The 18,727-nt window shown below is 69.4% G+C and carries 15 protein-coding genes; 4 read left to right on the top strand and 11 right to left on the bottom strand.

From position 1 onward, the window contains the following. Positions 1-61 precede the first annotated feature (61 nt). Positions 62-1,027, bottom strand: coding sequence for a choline ABC transporter substrate-binding protein (locus G3A50_RS06290; protein ID WP_163074461.1), 966 nt, complete (start codon positions 1,025-1,027; stop codon positions 62-64). Positions 1,028-1,469: 442 nt separating this feature from the next. Between G3A50_RS06290 and betB the strand changes: the two genes are divergently transcribed. Both betB and betA read left to right on the top strand, forming a co-directional pair. After that, positions 1,470-3,653: a betaine-aldehyde dehydrogenase gene (gene betB, locus G3A50_RS06285; protein WP_163074460.1), complete on the top strand. Its 2,184-nt coding sequence runs from the start codon at positions 1,470-1,472 to the stop codon at positions 3,651-3,653. Next, complete coding sequence (gene betA / locus G3A50_RS06280) at positions 3,653-5,323, top strand: choline dehydrogenase (protein WP_163074459.1); 1,671 nt, start codon at positions 3,653-3,655, stop codon at positions 5,321-5,323. Before betB ends, betA begins: the two co-directional genes overlap by 1 nt. 24 nt (positions 5,324-5,347) lie before the next feature. Here betA and G3A50_RS06275 read toward each other — a convergent pair whose 3' ends face one another. The 7 genes from G3A50_RS06275 to G3A50_RS22805 form a co-directional block, all read right to left on the bottom strand. Next, complete coding sequence (locus G3A50_RS06275; RefSeq protein WP_163074458.1) at positions 5,348-6,142, bottom strand: adenine nucleotide alpha hydrolase family protein; 795 nt, start codon at positions 6,140-6,142, stop codon at positions 5,348-5,350. Beyond that, positions 6,139-7,332, bottom strand: a complete 1,194-nt coding sequence (locus G3A50_RS06270) for an electron transfer flavoprotein subunit alpha/FixB family protein (protein WP_163074457.1) — start codon at positions 7,330-7,332, stop codon at positions 6,139-6,141. Before G3A50_RS06270 ends, G3A50_RS06275 begins: the two co-directional genes overlap by 4 nt. Continuing rightward, entirely contained in the window at positions 7,329-9,293 is a 1,965-nt protein-coding gene (locus tag G3A50_RS06265) for a DUF3483 domain-containing protein (RefSeq protein ID WP_163074456.1), read from the bottom strand. Before G3A50_RS06265 ends, G3A50_RS06270 begins: the two co-directional genes overlap by 4 nt. A gap of 289 nt (positions 9,294-9,582) precedes the next feature. Further along, positions 9,583-11,622, bottom strand: a complete 2,040-nt coding sequence (locus G3A50_RS06260; RefSeq protein WP_163074455.1) for an NADH:flavin oxidoreductase — start codon at positions 11,620-11,622, stop codon at positions 9,583-9,585. Positions 11,623-11,741: 119 nt separating this feature from the next. Next, positions 11,742-12,524, bottom strand: coding sequence for a YoaK family protein (locus G3A50_RS06255; protein WP_163074454.1), 783 nt, complete (start codon positions 12,522-12,524; stop codon positions 11,742-11,744). A 94-nt stretch (positions 12,525-12,618) separates the two neighbouring features. Beyond that, entirely contained in the window at positions 12,619-13,614 is a 996-nt protein-coding gene (locus G3A50_RS06250) for a GlxA family transcriptional regulator (protein WP_246252176.1), read from the bottom strand. 51 nt (positions 13,615-13,665) lie between these two features. Then, positions 13,666-13,794 (bottom strand): hypothetical protein, encoded by a 129-nt coding sequence (locus G3A50_RS22805; protein WP_281355843.1) that lies wholly within the window; start codon positions 13,792-13,794, stop codon positions 13,666-13,668. Here G3A50_RS22805 and G3A50_RS06245 point away from each other — a divergent pair. Then, on the top strand, positions 13,793-14,431 hold the full coding sequence (locus G3A50_RS06245; RefSeq protein ID WP_163074453.1) for a hypothetical protein: 639 nt from the start codon (positions 13,793-13,795) through the stop codon (positions 14,429-14,431). The genes G3A50_RS22805 and G3A50_RS06245 overlap by 2 nt on opposite strands. A 22-nt stretch (positions 14,432-14,453) precedes the next feature. On the opposite strand, the gene G3A50_RS06240 is transcribed toward G3A50_RS06245, so the two are convergent. Together G3A50_RS06240 and G3A50_RS06235 are read right to left on the bottom strand one after the other, a co-directional pair. Further along, positions 14,454-15,659 carry an FAD-binding oxidoreductase gene (locus G3A50_RS06240; RefSeq protein ID WP_163074452.1) on the bottom strand — a complete coding sequence of 402 codons (1,206 nt, stop codon included), beginning with the start codon at positions 15,657-15,659 and terminating at the stop codon, positions 14,454-14,456. A gap of 3 nt (positions 15,660-15,662) precedes the next feature. Beyond that, positions 15,663-16,922, bottom strand: coding sequence for an aromatic ring-hydroxylating oxygenase subunit alpha (locus G3A50_RS06235; RefSeq protein ID WP_163074451.1), 1,260 nt, complete (start codon positions 16,920-16,922; stop codon positions 15,663-15,665). 256 nt (positions 16,923-17,178) lie between these two features. On the opposite strand from G3A50_RS06235, the gene G3A50_RS06230 reads away from it, so the two are divergent. After that, complete coding sequence (locus G3A50_RS06230; protein ID WP_163077352.1) at positions 17,179-17,616, top strand: EamA family transporter; 438 nt, start codon at positions 17,179-17,181, stop codon at positions 17,614-17,616. Here G3A50_RS06230 and G3A50_RS06225 read toward each other — a convergent pair. Next, positions 17,604-18,704: a helix-turn-helix domain-containing protein gene (locus tag G3A50_RS06225; RefSeq protein ID WP_163074450.1), complete on the bottom strand. Its 1,101-nt coding sequence runs from the start codon at positions 18,702-18,704 to the stop codon at positions 17,604-17,606. The genes G3A50_RS06230 and G3A50_RS06225 overlap by 13 nt on opposite strands. Between the last annotated feature and the right edge of the window lie 23 nt (positions 18,705-18,727).

Below are 18,727 nucleotides of genomic sequence, written 5' to 3'. Positions count from 1 at the left end.
TCCGGATCTTGCCTGAGGGGGCCCTTGCCGCCGCTGAGGCGCAAGGGCCCGTGTCAGGGCATCAGAGGCCGAGGCTGGCCTTCACCGCGGGTACCGCGGGCTTGCCGTCGATCGTGGTCACGCCGGCGAGCCAGGGCTCCCAAACCGCCGGATTGGCCTTCAGCCACTTGGTCGCGGCCTTGGCGGGGTCCATGGCGTCGAGCAGGATGTAGCCCATCACCACATTCTCCGCATTGAGAGAGAATTTCAGGTTCTTGATCAGGGTGCCGACATTGGGGCATTCGGCGACATAGCCGGCGCGGGTGTTGGTGTAGATCGTGGCGCCGCCAAAATCGGGGCCGAACACGTCGTCGCCACCCGACAGATAGCTCATCTCATACTTCGAATTCATCGGGTGGGGCTCCCAGCCGAGGAAGACGATGGCTTCCTTGCGTCGGGTAGCGCGCTCGACCTGGGCCAGCATGCCCTGCTCGCTGGATTCGACGAGGTCGAAGCCCTTCAGCCCGAACTTGTCGTCCTTGATCATGTCGAGGATCAGGCGGTTGCCATCGTTGCCGGGCTCGATGCCGTAAATCTTGCCGTCGAGCTGCTTCTTGAATTTCCCAATGTCCGCGAAGGACTTGAGGCCCTCATTATAGAGATAGGTCGGCACGGCCAGTGTGTATTTGGCGCCCTCAAGGTTCACGCCGATGACCTCGACCGTCTTGTCCTCGCGGTAGGGGGCGAGGTCGGCTTCCATGGTCGGCATCCAGTTGCCGAGGAAGACGTCGATGTCCTTGGTCTGCATTGATTTGTAGGTCACCGGCACCGAAAGCACCTGGGTCTTGGTGGTGTAGCCCAAGGCTTCCAGGATCGACGAGGTGATGGCGGTGGTGGCTGTGATGTCGGTCCAGCCGACATCGGCAAACCGCACCGTCTTGCAGGCGGCGGGTTCGGCAGCTTCAGCGTGGAGCGAGGGAAGGGCGAGAGTGAGCCCGAGGGCGGCAGCGACAAACAGCTTTACCGGCCTGAATTTCAAGGTGCGCATCGTTTCTGTTCCCGTTTGCATCCTGCGGGATCATGGAACCGGGGCCGCGTCACGCCAAGCCCGTTCCGATCCGTTCCGACAAGTCGGAGCCGGTTCGCAATGTCGCGGTGAAGAGCGGGAATACCGCTCCGCCGACCGGCGTCGCGGCGGACACCAAGCGGCACGCGAACACGATCGACTCTCGCGACATCTTCGACGCGCGGGTGCGTCGGATGCCGATGCGGCCTCTGGAGGCTTCTCTTGAATGACTATTCAATACACCTAAAAGGCATTTGTCACGCGCATTTTATGTCCATGCTAGAGGACAATTCTGCGTTGATTCGAGGCAGGTTGGCGAAAGTCGACGTCCGCCTTGAACCCTTGCGACAGAACGGTATCGCCCGTCGCGGGACTTCCTGTCCGAAGGCAATCGATGTATTGTACGTTCATTCAATAACTCGCAATGCCTCGCGCCGACGTGTCAGTCAAGGAGACGATTGTGGCCCCAGCTAGCGTGCATGCGCACGATCTTTCCGGCCGGCGCCATGCGGGGCCGGGCGGCGAGGAGACCCGGCGCCGCGAGCCTGAGGACGTGCGCCGCCGCCAGCTTATCGAGGCGACGATCGATTCCCTTGCCGAGATCGGCTTCAACGCCTCGACGCTGTCGCAGATCGCCCGTCGGGCCGGCGTGTCGCCAGGCCTTGTGGCGCATTATTTCGGCGACAAGGACGGGTTGCTCGAAGCAACGCTGCGCTTTCTCTCGCTGCGCCTGTACCGCGCGACGGCGGCGCGGCTGCGCGCGGCGCGAGGGCCAAGGGCCCGCGTACAGGCCCTGATCGACGCCAATCTGGCACCCGAGGAATTCGACCAGTGCACCTCCAGCGTGTGGCTCGCCTTCTGGGGGCAGGTGCTGCATTCCGACCGCCTGCGCCGGGTCCAGCGCATTTACCAGGCCCGCATGCTCGCGAATTTACGCCATGATCTCAGAGGGTTGGTGGTTGATAGCGACGTTCACCGCATCGCGATCACCATTGCCGCCGTGATCGACGGGCTGTGGCTGCGCTCCAGCCTTTCCGCCGCCGGCGAGACGGATTCGGTGAGCGCCCGGCAGGTCGCGAGCGCCTTCGTCGACGCCCAGATCGCCGCCGCCGCCCCGGCCATTCCACTCAACGGATCCTCCATGACCGCACCCATCCAGACCCACGCCAACCACATTGGCGGACATTACCGCCCGACCGGCGGGCAGACCTTCGAGACCCGCAACCCCGCGACCGGCGAGGTGCTCGCCACGCTCGAAATCGCCATGGAGCGTGAGGTCGATGAGGCGGTCAGTGTGGCGCGTGTGGCTCAAAAGAGCTGGGCCGCGATGACCGGTGCGGAGCGTGGGCGCATTCTCAAGCGCGTCGCCGACCTGCTGCGCGCGCGCAACGACGAACTCGCCCATCTGGAGACACTCGACACCGGCAAGCCGATCCAGGAGACGAGCGTCGTCGACGTGCTCTCGGGGGCGGACTGCATCGAGTACTATGCCGGTCTCGCCGCCGGGCTGTCGGGCGAGCATGTCGATCTCGGCCCGTCCGCCTTCGGCTATACCCGCCGCGAGCCGCTCGGCGTCGTCGCCGGCATCGGCGCCTGGAACTATCCGCTGCAGATCGCCTGCTGGAAGAGCGCGCCCGCACTCGCCTGCGGCAACGCCATGATCTTCAAGCCGGCGGAACTGACCCCGCTCACCGCGCTCAAGCTCGCCGAGATCATGACCGAGGCCGGCGTGCCGGCGGGGGTGTTCAACGTGGTGAACGGCTTTGCCGACACCGGCCGGCTGCTCACCCGCCACCCCGCCATCGCCAAGGTCTCGCTGACCGGCGAGGTCGGCACCGGAAAGAAGGTGATGGCGGACGCCGCCGGCACGCTGAAATACGTCACGCTGGAGCTGGGAGGAAAGTCGCCGCTGATCGTTTTCGACGACGCCGACCTCGACGACGCGGTTTCCGGCGCGATGCTGGCGAATTTCTACTCCGCCGGCGAAGTGTGCTCCAACGGCACCCGCGTCTTCGTGCATGAGCGTGTGCGCGCGGCCTTCCTCGAAAAACTGGTCGCCCGCGTGAGCCGGATGGTTGTCGGCGACCCGCTCGACCCCGCGACACAGGTCGGGGCGCTGATCTCGCCCGAGCACATGGAGAAGGTGTTGTCCTACATCGCCCGCGGCAAGGCCGAGGGGGCGAAGCTGCTGGCGGGCGGCGCGCGGGTGACCGCGAACGGCCTCGACAGGGGCTGCTTCGTCGCTCCCACCGTGTTCGACGGCTGCACCGAGGCGATGAGCATCGTGCGCGAGGAGATCTTCGGCCCGGTCATGGCGGTACTGTCCTTCTCGGACGAGGACGAGGTGATCGCGCGGGCCAACGACACCGAATACGGTCTCGCCGCCGGCGTGTTCACCAAGGATCTCGCGCGCGGGCATCGGGTGATCAACCAGCTTGAAGTCGGCACCTGCTGGATCAACCACTACAACATCACGCCGATCGAGCTGCCCTTCGGCGGCGTGAAGCAGTCGGGCCTCGGCCGCGAGAACGGCAAGGCGGCCATCGAACACTACACCCAGCTGAAGAGCGTCTACGTCAATCTCGGCCATGTCGAGGCACCCTACTGATGCGCAAAACGGCCCCCGAGACCTTCGACTATGTGATCATCGGCGCCGGCTCGGCCGGCTGCGTACTGGCGGACCGGCTGAGCGCGGACGGCCGCAACAGCGTGCTGGTGCTGGAATATGGCGGTTCGGACCGCTCCATCTTCATCCAGATGCCGAGCGCGCTCTCCATTCCGATGAACATGAAGAAGTACAACTGGATGTACGAGACCGAGCCGGAGCCCGGGCTGAACGGGCGCCGGCTGCACTGCCCGCGCGGCAAGGTGCTCGGCGGCTCCAGCTCCATCAACGGCATGGTCTACATGCGCGGCCATCCGGCGGATTTCGACCGCTGGCAGCAAGAGGGCGCGCGGGGCTGGTCCTATGCCGACGTGCTGCCCTATTTCCGCCGGGCGGAAGGGCGCCGCGCGGGCGGCGATGCCTATCGCGGCGATGAGGGGCCACTCACCACCAGCTACGGCACGCTGGAGAACCCGCTCTACGGCGCCTTCGTGGAAGCCGCGCGGCAGGCCGGCTATCCCGTCAGCCCGGATGTGAACGGCTACAGCCAGGAAGGCTTCGGCCGGATGGACATGACCGTGAAGGACGGCGTGCGCTGGTCGGCGGCGAATGCCTATCTGAGGCCCGCCCTGAAACGGCCCAACCTGAAGGTGGAGACCGGCGCGCGGGTGAGCCGCCTCCTGTTCGAGGGGCGCCGCGCGGTGGGCGTCGCCTGGTCGCGCGGCAGTCAGAACTTCACCGTCCGCGCCGCCCGCGAGGTGGTGCTCTCGGGCGGGCCGATAAGCTCGCCCCAGATCCTCAAGCTGTCGGGCATCGGGCCGGCGGACGAATTGCGCGCGCACGACATTCCTGTCGTCGCCCATCGTGCTGGCGTCGGGGAGAATTTGCAGGACCACCCCGAGTTCTATTTTCAGGTCGCCTGCACGCAGCCGATCTCGCTCTATGCGCATATGGGCCTGATCGGGCGCGGGCTGATCGGCGCGCGCTGGCTGGCGACGCGCAAGGGGCTGGGCGCGACCAACCATTTCGAGACCTGCGGGTTCATTCGCTCGCGGCCGGGCGTGGAAACGCCGGACCTGCAGTTCCACTTCCTGCCGCTGGCGGTGACCTATGACGGCAAGGGCATGGCCAATGAACATGGCTTCCAGGCCCATGTCGGGCCGATGCGCTCCAAGAGCCGGGGCTGGGTGCGGCTGCGCTCGGCCGACCCTCTTGAGGCCCCGCGCATCCAATTCAACTACCTCACCCATCCCGACGATCTGGTGGAGATGCGCGCCAGCGTGCGCCTGACCCGCGAGATCTTCGCGCAGGCCGCCTTCGATCCCTATCGCGGCCGCGAGATCCAGCCGGGGGCGGACTGCACCTCGGACGAGGATATCGACGCCTTCGTGCGCGAGCATACCGAGAGCGCCTACCACCCCTCCTGTACCTGCAAGATGGGGGCGGCGGACGACCCGATGGCGGTGGTCGACGCGCAGTTGCGGGTGATCGGGGTGGAAGGGCTGCGCGTGGTGGATTCCTCGGTGATGCCCTCCATCACCAATGCCAATCTCAACGCGCCCACCATCATGATCGCCGAGAAGGGCGCCGACCATATTCTCGGCAACGCGCTGCTGGCACCCTCCAATGCGCCCTATTACGTGGCACCGAACTGGCAGGTGGCGCAGCGCTGATAGCGCCGCGCCGAGTGGGCGCGTTCAGCGCCGCAGCACGCCAAGGCCGCGCAGATGGGCGAGGATCTCCCGCGCCGCTTCTTCCGGCGCGGGATCAACCAATAGTCGCCCGCCGCCGCTTGCGGCCTCCGTCGCGGCCTTCAGCCGTTCGGCCGCGCTGGCGCCGGCCGCGCTCTTGGCGATGAGCCGGGGTCGGGGGCGATAGGGACGCTCCTCGATCGCTTGGGCAGGCGCGTTCCGGGGTGAGGGGACGCCGGGCCTTTGCTCCACCTCGCCCCGCGTCCGCGCGGCGAAGGCGAAGGGACGTGGCGCGGGCGCGGCCGGATGCACGGTGATGACCGCCGGCAGCCGCACCACCAGGCGCCGGCGGGCGCCCCTCGGCAGGGCCTGCTCGACCTGCAGCGTGCCCGGCAGCGGACCGGATTTGAGCGCGACCGCGTCTGCCACGATAGGCAGGCTCAGCGCGCGGGCCAGCGCATAGGGCAGTGTGCCCGTGTCCTCGCCGCCCTGTCCGGCGCGGCCGGCCAGAATGAGTGCGGGAGCCTCCTCGCGCAGCGCGGCGATGAGGCTGGGGAGAGGGTCATCTTCGCCCCCGGTTTCCAGATGCACCAGCCGCGCGAGCCCGTGGCCCAGCGCGTCGGCGAGCGCCGGGGTGCCGGGCCCCGCGTGAAGGCCGGTGATCGCGTCCGCCGCCCCCGTGCCGCACAGCATATGGCCGAGCCCGATGGCCTGCAGTTCGACCGGCACCGGGCAGTGCCGCCCCGACACCGGATGGCGCCCGGCCGAGAGCAGCACGACGATGTGCGGCACCTCGCTCATTCGCCCGCCTCCCTGGCCAGCTCGCGCAGCAATGCGGGCATTACCTGCTGCGCGTCGGCGATGATGGCGAGGCCGGCACGCTCGACCATGGCGGCGTGCAGATCGGTGTTGACCGCCACCACATGCTGGCAGCGCGCCACGCCCTGCAGGTGCTGGGGCGCGCCGGCGATGCCAAGCGCGAAATAGCAGCGTGCCTCCAGCACCGTGCCCGAGGCGCCGACCTGTGCGGCGCGCGGCATCAACCCGGCATCACACACCATGCGGCTCGCGCCGGGCGTGGCGTGCAGCGCCTCGACCAGCGCGTGGAACGTGCCGAAATCGACCACGCCATTGCCCGCCGCGACCACGAAGTCGGCCTCGGCGAGCGGTACGAGGGCGGGATCGGCCGGCACCGCCTCGGCGGACAGAATGGCGCCGGGCATGAGCGGGGGGAACGCGAAGGCGACATCGAGCGCCTCGTGCAGCGTGCCCGCATGGGGGAGCGCGGCGTCGGCGGCCAGCGTGATCAGCCGGGGCGGGGACCGGCGTTGCTCGATGCGGCGCCCGCGCGCGGGGCGGGTCACGGCCTGCGCGTTCAGGCTTTCGGCGCCGGCAAACAGCGGTTCGTCGAGGAGCGCGGCAAGCCGGCGCGCGAGATCGCCGCCCTCCGGGCTCTCCGGCAGCAGGGCGTGGCGAATGTCCAGCGCGGCCAGCACGGCGTGCAGCGCCATCGCGCGCGCTTCGGGATCGTAGCCGGCTACAGGAAGTGGCAACACGCGGTCGGCACCGGCACGGGCGAGGTCTTCGCACGTCCCCAGCGCCAGCACCGCGCCGCCCCCGGCATCGGCAAGCAGGCGCGCGGCGCCGAACAGCTGGCGATCATGGGGGGTGAGCCGTCCCTGCGGGGCGTCGGGCACCACGGCGACAAGGAAAGCCGGCTCGGCAATGGCAACAAGGCGCGGCCCGGCATCGGGCACCGGCGCGGGGGAGGGGCGTGCGGCGGCGGCGACGCGCTGGGTCCGATCGAGGCGCAGGCGCGGCGTGCCGGGCACCTCGGCGAGGCGGCGCTCCGCGCGCGGGTCGCGGCGCGGGCGTTCGCTGTCACCGGGCGCGGCGGCAAGATCGAAGCGCGGGCGGGCGCCGGCCTCGATCCGGTGCTGGAGGCGCTCCCGGCGTGGATCGCGGCGCGGACGGCGCGGGGTCTCGCTCATGACGCCAGCTCCGCGTGGCGGGCGGACGGCGCCGCCTCGACCGCTTCCAGCACCAGTTCGGCGATATCGCGCACCTCGGGCCGGGCGCCGGTGACGCCTTCCAGCATCGCCGTGCATTGCGGGCAGGCCACGGCGAGGGTGCCGGCGCCGGTGGCGGCGGCCTGCGCCATGCGGATGTCGGGAATGCGCCGTTCGCCTTCGATGTCGCTGAGCGGCGCGCCGCCCCCGCCGCCGCAGCACATGGAGCGCCGGCCCGCGCGCTCCATCTCGACACGCGCCAGGCCCAGCCGGTCGATAAGCCGCCGGGGGGCGTCGATCTCGCCATTGTAGCGCCCGAGATAGCAGGGGTCGTGATAGGTCACCGCGCGCGCCAGTGGCGCGAGGGGGAGCCGGCCGGCGGCGACCAGCTCGTCGAGCAGGGCGGTGTGGTGGATCACCTCGAACACGCCGCCGAAGGCGCGGTACTCGTTGCGCAGCACGTGCAGCGCATGCGGGTCGGCGGTGAGAATGCGGCGGAAGGAGTGGCGCGCCAGCGTCGAGATGTTCGCCCGCGCCAGACGCTGGAAGGTCGCTTCGTCCCCGAGCCGGCGGGCGAGATCGCCGCAGTCGCGCTCCTCATCCCCGAGCACGGCGAAGTCGACGCCCGCGCGGTGGAGCAGCGCCACCAGCGCGCGCAGCGTGCGCCCATGGCGCAGGTCGTAAGCGCCCTCGCCCAGCCAGAGCAGGATCTCCGCGCCGCGCGGGCCAATCCGCGGCAGCTCCAGCCCGGCGGCGAAATCGGTCCGGGCGGAGAGCGCGCGGCCCTGCGGCTCGTCGGCATAGCGCAGCTCGGAGAGCGGGGCCGCGGCCTTTTCCGGCACCGCGCCCAGCTCCAGCGTCTGGAACCGGCGCATCCCGACGATGGCGTCGACATGCTCGATCATCATCGGGCATTCCTCGACGCAGGCCCGGCACGTGGTGCAGGACCACAGCGTGTCCGGGTGGATCATGGCGCCGGTCCCGACAAGCGGCAGGTCGGGCCCGCCGATGCCGGCGACCTCGCGCGCATGGGGGTAGGGGCTGCCGGCATAGGTGGCATTGGTGGCGCCCGGCTGGAGGGCGCTCGCCAGATCCTGGATCAGCCGCTTCGGGTTCAGCGGCTGGCCGGCGGCGAAGGCCGGGCACGCTACCTCGCAGCGCCCGCACTGGATGCAGGCATCGAAGCCGACAAGGCGGTTCCAGGCGAAATCGGCAGGCTCCGCGATGCCAAGGCGCACGCCAGGAAGGCGCACACCAGGAAGGCGCACACCAGGAAGGCGCGCGGCGTCAAGATCGAGCGGGGCGAGCGCGGTTTCGCGCACCCCTTCGAAGCGCGCCGGCCGGGGATGGGCCACCAGATGCAGCGCGCCGGCAAAGGCGTGGCGCATCGGTCCGGTGTCGAGCTGGAGCACCAGCCCCAGCCCGCCCGCCGCCGCCAGCACCAGTCCGGGCCAGGAAAGCGCCGTGAGGTGGCCACCCAGCGCGGCATCGAGCGCGACCAGCAACGCGCCGGCGGCATAGGCGGCGAGCAAGAAGGGCAGACGCTGGAACCGCCCGCCCGACAGCCGCGCCGGCCGCACCGGCAGGCGCCGCCGCCCGACCATGAAGCCGCCCGCCAGCGCCATGCCGAAGGCGAGCGCGATGAGGAGCCAGAACAGCCGCGAGGCACCGAGAACGGGCACCAGCGCCAGCAAGGCAAGGCCGGAGCCGGCGAGCAGCCCGCCGGCCGCCAGCGCGTGCATGCGGGCGGCGTAAGGGTCGCGCCCGACCACATGGTGCACGTCCACGAGGTAGCGTTTCGGCAGGGCGAGCAGGCCGCGCGTCCAGTCTACCCGTGCCGGGCGGCCGACGCGCCAGAGCGCGATGCGCCGGCTCACCATCACCCCGGCCAGCACGGTCAGGGCGAGCACGAGGAGGGGGAGGCCGAGCCCGGGGGCGCTCATCCGCGCGGCCCGCGAGGGGGGACGCGGCGGAAGGAGGTGCGGGCGGGGTGGGCGGCGCGCCAGCGAAGCGCCCGCCTCAGGAAGGCCGCGCGGACCGCGCGAAGGGCTGCCTGCCGACTGCCCGGCCGCCTGCACCGTGGCGACAGGGAGGAAGCGTGCGGGCGCGGCGCCGGGGCGCGGGAGCGGACGGCGGGCGGGACGTCCGCACCTGAGGGCCGCCGGAGAACAGGCCGGGTGGAAGCGGCATAGCTCCCGTGTGTGGCGGTGTGCCCGGCGCGCGCCATGGGCGTCACAGATCCTTGCACAGGCGGAGCGAGTCGTAGATCGCGGCGTGGATGTTGCGCCCCGCCCAGGCGTCGCCCACGCGGTAGAGCGCGAAGCCCGGCTGGCCGCTCCAGCGTTGCGGGCGGCCGGCGACCAGCGCGTCCAGATCGGTCTCGCCATCATTGACTGAGCGGGCGCGCAGCGCCTCGAACAGGGCCTCGACCGGCAGGGTGCCGTAGTCGACGACGACGCGGTCGATCACCCGTTCCTCCTCGGCGTCGGTCATGGTGTTGCGCAGCGCGGCAATGAGGCGGTTTCCCTCGGGAAAGATCTCGATCAGCTCCATGTTCGGGCTCATCACCACGCCGAGCTTGTAGAGTTCGCGCAGGTGGATCGGCTGGTTGGTGGTGCCGACCTCTTCGGCCACCATGCGGTCATGGGTGGCGATCTCGACCAGGCAGCCGCGCCGGGCCAGCACCTCGGCGGTGGAGGCCGCGTTGTGGCCGCCGATCTCGTCATAGACCAGCACCGAGCCGGTGGGCTCGACACGGCCGGTGAGCACGTCCCAGGTCGTCACCACGTGCTCGTGGCCCTTCGCATGGCCGGTGGCGGGCAGGCCGCCCGTCGCCATGATGACGACGTCCGGCGCCTCCGCCAGCACGGCCTCGGGCGTCGCCTCGGTGCCGAGGCGGATGTCGACGCCCTTCTTGGTGACCTGCGCGAACAGCCAGCGCGGAATGCCCGACAGGGCTTCGCGCCAGCCGGCACGGGCGGCGATGTTGATCTGCCCGCCCGCGAAGGGCTCTTTCTCGAACAGCACCACCTTGTGCCCGCGCTCGGCGCAGACGCGCGCGGCTTCGAGCCCGCCGGGCCCGGCGCCGACCACGACCACCTTGCGCGCGACCTCCGCGCGCGGGATGACGTGCGGCATGGTCGCCTCGCGCCCCGTCGCCGCGTTCTGGATGCACAACGCGTCGCCGCCGACATAGATGCGGTCGATGCAGTAGCCGGCGCCGACGCACTGGCGGATATCGTCCTCGCGGCCCTCGGTGAGTTTTTTGACCAGATGGGGGTCGGCAATGTGCGCGCGGGTCATCGCCACCATGTCGACATGGCCTTCCGCCACCGCGCGCGCGGCGGTGGCGAGATCGGTCACGCGCTGGGCGTGGAAGATCGGCACGTCCACCTCGCGCTTGATCGCGCTGGGCAGGAAAAGGAACGGCGCCACGGGAAAGGACATGTTCGGCAGCGAGATGGCGTGGGCGATGTGGTCGCGCGCCTGCCCGCCGAGGATGTTGAGGAAATCGACCAGCCCGCGCCGGGAGTATTCGGCGGCGATGGCGACGCAGTCCTCATGGGACAGGCCGTCGGCGATCATCTCGTCGCCGGACATGCGCATGCCGATGACGTAGTCGTCGCCCGCCGCCTCGCGCATCGCCTCCAGCACCTCGATGCCGAAGCGCATGCGGTTTTCCAGGCTGCCGCCATACTCGTCCGAGCGCTGGTTCACGCTCGGCGACCAGAACTGGTCGACGAGATGGCCATGGGCGGCGGAGATCTCGCAGCCGTCGAGCCCGCCTTCCTTGCAGCGGCGCGCCGCGGCGGCAAACGAGGCCACCACGCGGCGGATGTCGTTCCTGTCCATGGCGCGAGGGATCGTGCGCGAGGCCGGCTCCCGTCGCACCGAGGCGGAAAGGGTGGGAAACCAGTTCTCGGTGTCCCATTTGGTGCGCCGGCCCATATGGGTGAGCTGGATCATCAGCTTGGCGCCGTGGGCGTGCACGCGCTCGGTGAACTGCTGGAAATAGGGGATGACGCTGTCGTCGGCGACCGAGATCTGCGCCCAGGGCGCGGCGGGGCTGTCGATGGCGACGGAGGAGGACCCGCCGAACATGGTGAGGCCGATGCCGCCCTTGGCCTTTTCCATGTGGTAGAGCTGGTAGCGCTCCTGCGGCTTGCCGTCCTTGCCATAGCCCGGTGCGTGCGAGGTCGACATCACCCGGTTGCGGAGGGTCACGCCCTTGATGGTCAGCGGCTTGAGCAGGGCCTCGGCATTGGCGATCATGGGGGTGGCGCACGCTCCTTCGCCCGGCCTGTCCGCGCGGATGGTCGCAGATTAAGTCGCTTTCGCCTATGGCGAACAGAAGCTTTGCGCCATCGGACCGGTAGCGAAGCGACCCGCCCCTAGCGCAGCAGGATGCGAAAGGCGGAAGGCCCGGCCAGCGCGAACACGAGCAGCGCCAGCGGCACCGAGAAGACGAAGCCGACATAGCTGAAGCCGAGCGCGCCAATGAGGCCGCCGAAGAAGAAGCTGCCCAGGAACAGGGACAGCAGCTTCAGCTTTTCGCGGTCCGCCAGCACCAGCGGGTGGCTGGTGCCGCGCCGGTTGCGGTTCATGTAGAACAGCTTGCCCAGCTCGATGCCGATATCGGTGACGATGCCGGTCATGTGGGTGGTGCGGATCTTGGCGCCGGACATCTTGGTCACGGTGGCGTTCTGCAGCCCCATGATGAAGCAGAGCACCGCCACCTCGACGCCGAGCGCCAGGCTGGAATGGCGCGTATAGGTGCCGAGCAGGCCGAAGGCGAGCAGCAGGCAGCCTTCCAGCATCAGCGGCAGCGCGTATTCGCGGCCGGCGAAATGCAGGCGGCCCCAGTTCACCAGCACGGCGGAGGTCGCCGCGCCGACGATGAAGGCGATGAGCGCGCCGAACCCGGCCAGCACCAGATCCACCGCGCCGACCACGGCATGATCGGCCACCGCCGACACGATGCCCGACATGTGCGAGGTGTACTGGCCAACGGCGAGCAGGCCGCCCGCATTGGTCGCGCCGGCCACGAAGGTCATGGGAAGGCCAAGCCAGGCATCGGCGAGCGGGGTACGCTCGGGGGCCAGCATGCCGGCGGTCAGACTGGAATAGCGGGCAGCCAGATAACGGTAGCCCGTCGGTTTCAAAGGGGCGTTCATGATGTCGCGCGGTCAGATCCGCACCCGTCGGAAAGGCGGCAGATGCCTTGTGTAATTAATACCATGAACGGCGTAATTGCATAATCACCAACACTTACATCGTGTGTCCGCCCGGGCGCGGCGCGCCAGCCCCGGTGCGTTCCCGGCTGGGCGGGCGCCCGAAGCGGCGGGCATAGGCGGTGGAGAAGTGCGCCGCCGACTGGAAACCGCAGGCGAGGCCGACATCGGTGATCGGCAGTGGCGAGAGCCGCAGCAGCTCGCGCGCCCGCTCCAGCCGCAGACCGAGCTGGTAGGCGGCCGGCCCGGTGCCCAGATGGCGCTGGAACAGGCGCTCCAGATGGCGGGGGGAGACATCGAGCCGGCGGGCGATGGCCGCGATGCTGGGGGGCTGCTCGATCGTGCCCTCCATCAGCTTCACCGCGCGGGCGAGCGTGGGGTCGGGCAGCGCCGGGCGAGGGCGGGCGCGGGCCTGTGGCAGGCGGGCGCTGCGGTCGATGATGAACTGTTCCGACACCTTGTCGGCCAGGGCGCGTCCGCCGCGTGCGGCGATCAGCGCCAGCATCATGTCCAGCGGGGCGATGCCGCCGGTGCAGGTCAGCCGGTCGCGGTCGATGACGAAGGCCTCCTCGACGAAATCGATCTCGGGGAATTCCTCGCGGATCGAGGACAGGTTCTCCCAGTGCACCGCGCAGCGGTGGAAATCGAGCAGGCCGGCATCGGCCAGCACGAAGCTGCCGGTGCACAGCGCGCCCAGCGCCACCCCGCGCCGGGCGAGGCGGCGCAGCGCATCCGCAATTGGCGCGGTGGCGGCGTGGCGCACGTCGACACCGCCGCACACCAGCAGCAGATCGAGCGGCCCCGCTTCATGCACCGCCACGGTGGGAGCGAGGCTGAGCCCGTTGCTGGCGGTGGCGGGGGCGCCGTCCAGCGTGATCACGTGCCAGGAATAGAGCGGCGCCTCGGCGACGTAGTTCGCCATTCTCAGCGCCTCCAGCGCGCTGGTGCAGGCGATCATCGAATGGTTGGGAAGGGTGAGGAAGCCGATACGCGTCAGGGAGGCGAGATCGATCACGGCGGCGGACCCGGTCATTGACTGTTGCCGAATGTGACAAGGATCCATGTTCAGAAAAAGTCACCACATTCAGAAAAGGGCGCGCAGAATGACCCGCGCATGGCCGCTGCCCGGTACCATTGCCGCCGCAAAAAAGTCGCGCCCGCTGCGGGAAATGGTCACCAGACCAAACGGATTCTCGCTGAGAGAGACGACCATGCCACTTGCCAAAATTCCCGCGACCCCGCTCGCCCGGTTTCACGGCTGGCTGCCCGGCCGCGTGCTGCTCCCTCTGGGCTTCGCCGCGATGCTCGCCGTGGGCACCTATCTCGTCGGCACCAGTCCTTCCGACCCGTCCGCGAACACCGCGCTGAACCGGGCAGCGCCGCCGGATGTGGTGCGCGTGATCTCCTCCTCGTCCGCGACGGGCGACGCGGCGACAACGGCGGCGGCCACAGCGCCGTTGTCGGCACCCACCTATGTGCGCGCCATCGCACCCGACGCGGTGTATCGGCCGACGCGCGCCCACGGCACGGCGGAGGGGGCCCGTCAGGCGTCCGGGTCCCGGCTTGCCGGGCAGGAGGCGCGTGAGGATGTGAGCATGCCGTCCGGGGTCGAGCGCTTCGACGATTGCGGCGCGGCCTGCGACACCCGCGACCCGCTGGTGGTCCATTCGTCCTACCCGGCGGGAATGGGCCCTTCGCAGGCCCAGCCCCAGCCGGCGAAGGCCGAGGACGACCAATGGCTCGACCTGCCCGCGCCCGGCGAGATGTTCGACCGCGCGGTCGAGGGCACCGAGGCGGCCTACGACACGCTGAAGGATGCGGTGGGCGGCGTGGTCCAGCGCTTCCGCTGAGGCATCTCCGCCCGCACCGGCATCAGCGGTCGACGACAAGATCGCTGGTCGGCCGCGAGCAGCACAGCAGCGCCATGCCGGCGTCGATTTCGCGCTGGCGAATGCCGCCGCCGTGCTTCATGTCGACCGTGCCCGAAATGAGCTTCGACTTGCAGGTGCCGCACAGGCCCCTGGAGCAGGACGAGGGCAGGCGCACCCCGGCGCGGCGCGCCGCATCGAGCACGAACATGTCCGAGCGGCATTCGATGCTGCGCTTCTGCCGGGCGAACTCGATGGTGTAGGTCGTCGCGCTCGGCGCCACCGCGCCCTGTACCGCCGCCAGCGCCTCAGCCGAGACGACATCGGCCGCGACCTCCGGCTCGGCGCGGGCCAACTCGCCGAAATCGAAGCTTTCCTCGTGGTGGCGGGCCATGTCGTAGCCCGCGCCCTTCAGCATCTCGCGCACCGCCGCCATGAACGGGGCCGGGCCGCAGACGAAGATCTCGCGTTGCAGATAGTCCGGGGCGATGTGGTTGAGCAGGCCGGGAGTGAGCCGCCCCCGCAGCCCGTACCAGGGCTCGCGCGGGCTGTCGGCCTCGCAGACCGGCGCGAAGCGGAACGATTGCGGCTGGTTGCGCGCCATCAGCTCCAGCTCGCCACGAAACACGATGTCCACCGGCGAGCGGGCCGCATGCACGAACACGATGTCGCGCGGCTCGGCAAGGTCATGGAAGGTCCGGGCCATCGACATCAGCGGCGTGATGCCCGAGCCGCCGGAGAGGAACAGGTAGCGCGGCAGCGGCGAGGACGTGCCCTGCGTGAAGCAGGAGAAATCGCCCATCGGCCCGACCGCGCGCAGGATGGAACCGACCCGGACGTGCTCGTGCAGGAAGTTCGACACCGGCCCGCCCGGCACCCGTTTCACCGTGATGGCGAGGGTGTGCGGGCGCGTGGGGGCGGAGGCGATGGTGTAGCAGCGGTTGACGCTCTCGCCGTCAATGTCGAGATCGAGGGTGAGGAACTGGCCGGGCGTGAACTGGAACAGGCACGGCTTTTCCGGCGCCAGCACGAAGGTCTTCACGTCCGGCGTTTCCTCACGCACGGCACGCACCACCAGCGTGTCGTCGAGTTCCGGGTTCCACGCCGGAAGCGCGCCGGCAAGGCGCGCGGCGGCGGGCTCCGGCGAGGCCGAACGTGGGGAGCTAGAATTTTGGGGAAGTGTGGAGGCGTCCGTTGTGTGGGCGCTCATGCCTCACCGCCCCACATGCTCGGCCATGCGGCCGATGTACCAGTTGCAGAACTTGTCCACGAGCATCTCGGTATGGGGCGAGTAGGGGCCGGGCTCGTAGGCCGGGCTGCGCGCGCCTTCCTGGCAATAGCCCACCAGCGTGGAATCCTGGTCGTTGGTGGCGTCCCACACCGCGGTGAGGTTCTCGATGTCGTAGTCCACGCCCTCGACCGCGTCCTTGTGCACCAGCCATTTCGTGCGCAGCAGCGAGCGCTCGGCATCGAGCGGCAGCACCGAGAACACCACGGCATGGTCGGACATGAAGTGGTGCCAGGAATTCGGCTGGGTCCAGAAATGCAGCGCGCCGTGGCGGGGATCGTTGATCGTGCCGAGCAGCTTCCGGCAGGCGGCGCGGGTGTCGTTGGTGTGGCTCTCGCCGTCGCCGGCCAGCGGCAGGCGCTCGGTACGGAAGCCGGTCACCATGTCGTCGAGGTGCTCGACCATCTCGGAGGGGAAGCCGCAGCTCTCCCACTCGCGGTGCGAGGTGGTGATGAGCTTGGCGTAATCCTCGGCCTCCTTGCGGCCGTGCTCGTCCAGTTCCTCCGGGGCGAAGCCGAAGCCATAGGCGAAGAGCGGCACGGTCAGCTCGGGATGATTGCCCGCGCAGTGGTAGCACTCGCGGTTGTTCTCCATGGTGAGCTTCCAGTTGCCGGGCTCGATGATGTCCTTCTCGAAGGCGACCTTGGCGTTTCGCAGGTCGTGGGGGGCGAGATAGGGCGCCATCCGCGCCGCCATGATGTCGAAATCGGCGGGCGGCTCGTCCGACAGGCAGATGAAGATCAGCCCTTCCAGCGAACGGCAATGCACCGGCTTCAGCCCGTGGCAACCGGGGTCGAAGTCCGCGCCCATATGCTCGGCGAACAGCAGCTTGCCATCCAGCCCATAGGTCCAGGAATGATAGCGGCAGACCAGGTTGCCGACCGTGGTCTTGTAGTCCAGCACCAGCCGCGCGCCGCGATGGCGGCACACATTGTGGAAGGCGCGGACCTCGTTATCGTCGTCGCGCACGATGGTGATGGCGTACTTGCCGATGTCGAGCGCCATGGCGTCGCCCGGCTCGGGGATGTCGGGCTCGACACCGACGAAGATCCAGTGCCGGCCGAAGATGACATCCATGTCCGCCTCGAAGATTTCGGGGCTGGTGTAGAACGGAGCTTCCAGGCTGTAGCCCGGCTTGCGGCGGCGGATCAGCGACTTCAGCGGGGTATCGGTGGTGTCCAGCATCGACATTTCTCCGTGGCGGAACATGAGCGCCCGCCGGCCGTCTGGACTGGAATTGTTCGACGGAACCGGGTCGCTGACTTTCATGCAAGCGACAGTAGTTTTTGCGGAAGCGACATTTGGCGCCCGCGTGCCGCGCGGGACGGTGCGCGGAAGGCCGGACAGGATGGCGAGGGCGCGTGCGCCGTGACACCATGCGTGGTGACACCATGGTCGCGGGCCTTGGGGCGTTTCGGGGTATCAGGCAGCGCGCATCATGATGAAGACGCTTGTGTCGAGCTGGACGTTCTGGGCCGTGCTGTCGGCCGCCTTCGCGGCCCTGACCGCGATCTTCGCCAAGGTCGGGGTCGAGAATGTCGGCTCGGACTTCGCCACCTTCGTGCGCACGGTGGTGATCCTCGTCGTGCTGGCGCTGATCCTCACCTTGACCGGCGGCTGGCAGGGGCCGGGCGCTGTGTCGCCGCGCTCGGGGCTGTTCCTGGTGCTCTCCGGCCTCGCCACGGGCGCCTCGTGGCTGTGCTATTTCCGCGCGCTGAAACTGGGCGAGGCGTCCAAGGTCGCGCCGATCGACAAGCTTTCCGTGGTGCTGGTGGCGGTGTTCGGGGTGGTGTTCCTCGGCGAGCGTCTGAGCGGGGCGAACTGGCTCGGCATCGCGCTGATCGCCTGCGGGGCGGTGCTGGTGGCCTATCGTGGCTGAGGAGCGGGCGGCGAATGGCGCGCCTCGCGCCATTGCGAGGGGCTCATGCCGGTCACACGGCGGAATTCGCGGTTGAAGTTCGACTTGGTGAGGAAACCGGCCTCGAACATGATCCGCGTCACCGGCAGGTCGCCGGTTTCCAGCAGGCGTTGCGCCTCGCGTACGCGGAAGCCGTTCACGTAATGCGACACGCTGACGGCGTGGGCGCGATTGATCGCTTGCGACACCCGCCGCGCCGGCAGGCCCAGCCGGCGTGCGAGGCGGCCGAGATTGAGATCGACATCGGCAAAGAGCCGGCCCGCGCCCATCAGCGTCTCAAGGGCGGCGAGGATGGCGGCGTCCTGTTCCGCGTGTTCGCCCGGCGCCGCGCCAAGGGACACGTCGCGCGCCTCACCGATGTCCTCGCCATCTTCGCCATCGGGGTCGTCTTCGTCCGGGCTGGCGAGCCGCTCCTGCGCGCCGGTGTCGGCGGCGGCCGCGGCGCCGCCGAGCAGCAGCAGCGCCAGCACATTGGCCAGCGCGATGATCACCGGGGCATGCCGGCCGCCGGTCTGGTCGAGGTCGAGGCTGATGGCGATGTCGGTTAGCGCCGAGCCGATGAGCGCGCTCGCGGTGACCAGCAGCGCGCGATAGGAGCGGACCGCGCCGTCGAGCCGGGCGGCGACCAGCCCGTCGGGCCCGCGGCGGGCCATCCAGCCCAGCGCGGCACCATAGCCGAGAAAGATCACGACGATGACCAGCCCCAGCGGGGAAGGCTGCATGAAGTACAGGGCCGCGACGAGGAGCGGAGGGCCGACCAGATGCGGCCAGTTCCATGCCGGCCGCGCGTCCTCTCCCGCCACCAGGCTGCGGAAGGCGACATAGGCCAGCGGCGCGATGAAGCTCGCCAGCACGGCCTGCAACGGCATGACGGCACGCACATCATAGCCCCAGCGCAGGCCCACCAGCACCGATTGCAGCGCATAGGTGCCGATGAGCGCCAGGAACAGCGCATGGTGCTGCCCGGCATCTTCCTCGCGCCGCGCAAGGCGGATGGCGAGCAGCACGAGCAGCAGCGTGACGATGAAGGGCAGTGGAACGAAGATCATGCACGGGACCAGATCAGAACGCG

The sequence above is a fragment of the Ancylobacter pratisalsi genome (assembly GCF_010669125.1).
Lineage (GTDB): Bacteria > Pseudomonadota > Alphaproteobacteria > Rhizobiales > Xanthobacteraceae > Ancylobacter > Ancylobacter pratisalsi.
Note: the sequence above shows the minus strand (reverse complement) of the source record. Positions and strands in the feature narration are given on the sequence as shown.

Bases quoted from the DNA above. Each gene is read 5' to 3' on its own strand.
- G3A50_RS06235 (WP_163074451.1), bottom strand. From the start codon at position 16,922: ATGCTGGACACCACCGATACCCCGCTGAAGTCGCTGATCCGCCGCCGC.
- G3A50_RS06245 (WP_163074453.1), top strand. From the start codon at position 13,793: ATGCCACTTGCCAAAATTCCCGCGACCCCGCTCGCCCGGTTTCACGGC.
- G3A50_RS06225 (WP_163074450.1), bottom strand. From the start codon at position 18,704: ATGATCTTCGTTCCACTGCCCTTCATCGTCACGCTGCTGCTCGTGCTG.
- G3A50_RS06240 (WP_163074452.1), bottom strand. From the start codon at position 15,659: ATGAGCGCCCACACAACGGACGCCTCCACACTTCCCCAAAATTCTAGC.
- G3A50_RS06260 (WP_163074455.1), bottom strand. From the start codon at position 11,622: ATGATCGCCAATGCCGAGGCCCTGCTCAAGCCGCTGACCATCAAGGGC.
- betB (WP_163074460.1), top strand. From the start codon at position 1,470: ATGCCTCGCGCCGACGTGTCAGTCAAGGAGACGATTGTGGCCCCAGCT.
- G3A50_RS06275 (WP_163074458.1), bottom strand. From the start codon at position 6,142: ATGAGCGAGGTGCCGCACATCGTCGTGCTGCTCTCGGCCGGGCGCCAT.
- G3A50_RS06290 (WP_163074461.1), bottom strand. From the start codon at position 1,027: ATGCGCACCTTGAAATTCAGGCCGGTAAAGCTGTTTGTCGCTGCCGCC.
- G3A50_RS06270 (WP_163074457.1), bottom strand. From the start codon at position 7,332: ATGAGCGAGACCCCGCGCCGTCCGCGCCGCGATCCACGCCGGGAGCGC.
- G3A50_RS06250 (WP_246252176.1), bottom strand. From the start codon at position 13,614: ATGACCGGGTCCGCCGCCGTGATCGATCTCGCCTCCCTGACGCGTATC.
- betA (WP_163074459.1), top strand. From the start codon at position 3,653: ATGCGCAAAACGGCCCCCGAGACCTTCGACTATGTGATCATCGGCGCC.
- G3A50_RS22805 (WP_281355843.1), bottom strand. From the start codon at position 13,794: ATGGTCGTCTCTCTCAGCGAGAATCCGTTTGGTCTGGTGACCATTTCC.
- G3A50_RS06265 (WP_163074456.1), bottom strand. From the start codon at position 9,293: ATGAGCGCCCCCGGGCTCGGCCTCCCCCTCCTCGTGCTCGCCCTGACC.
- G3A50_RS06255 (WP_163074454.1), bottom strand. From the start codon at position 12,524: ATGAACGCCCCTTTGAAACCGACGGGCTACCGTTATCTGGCTGCCCGC.
- G3A50_RS06230 (WP_163077352.1), top strand. From the start codon at position 17,179: ATGAAGACGCTTGTGTCGAGCTGGACGTTCTGGGCCGTGCTGTCGGCC.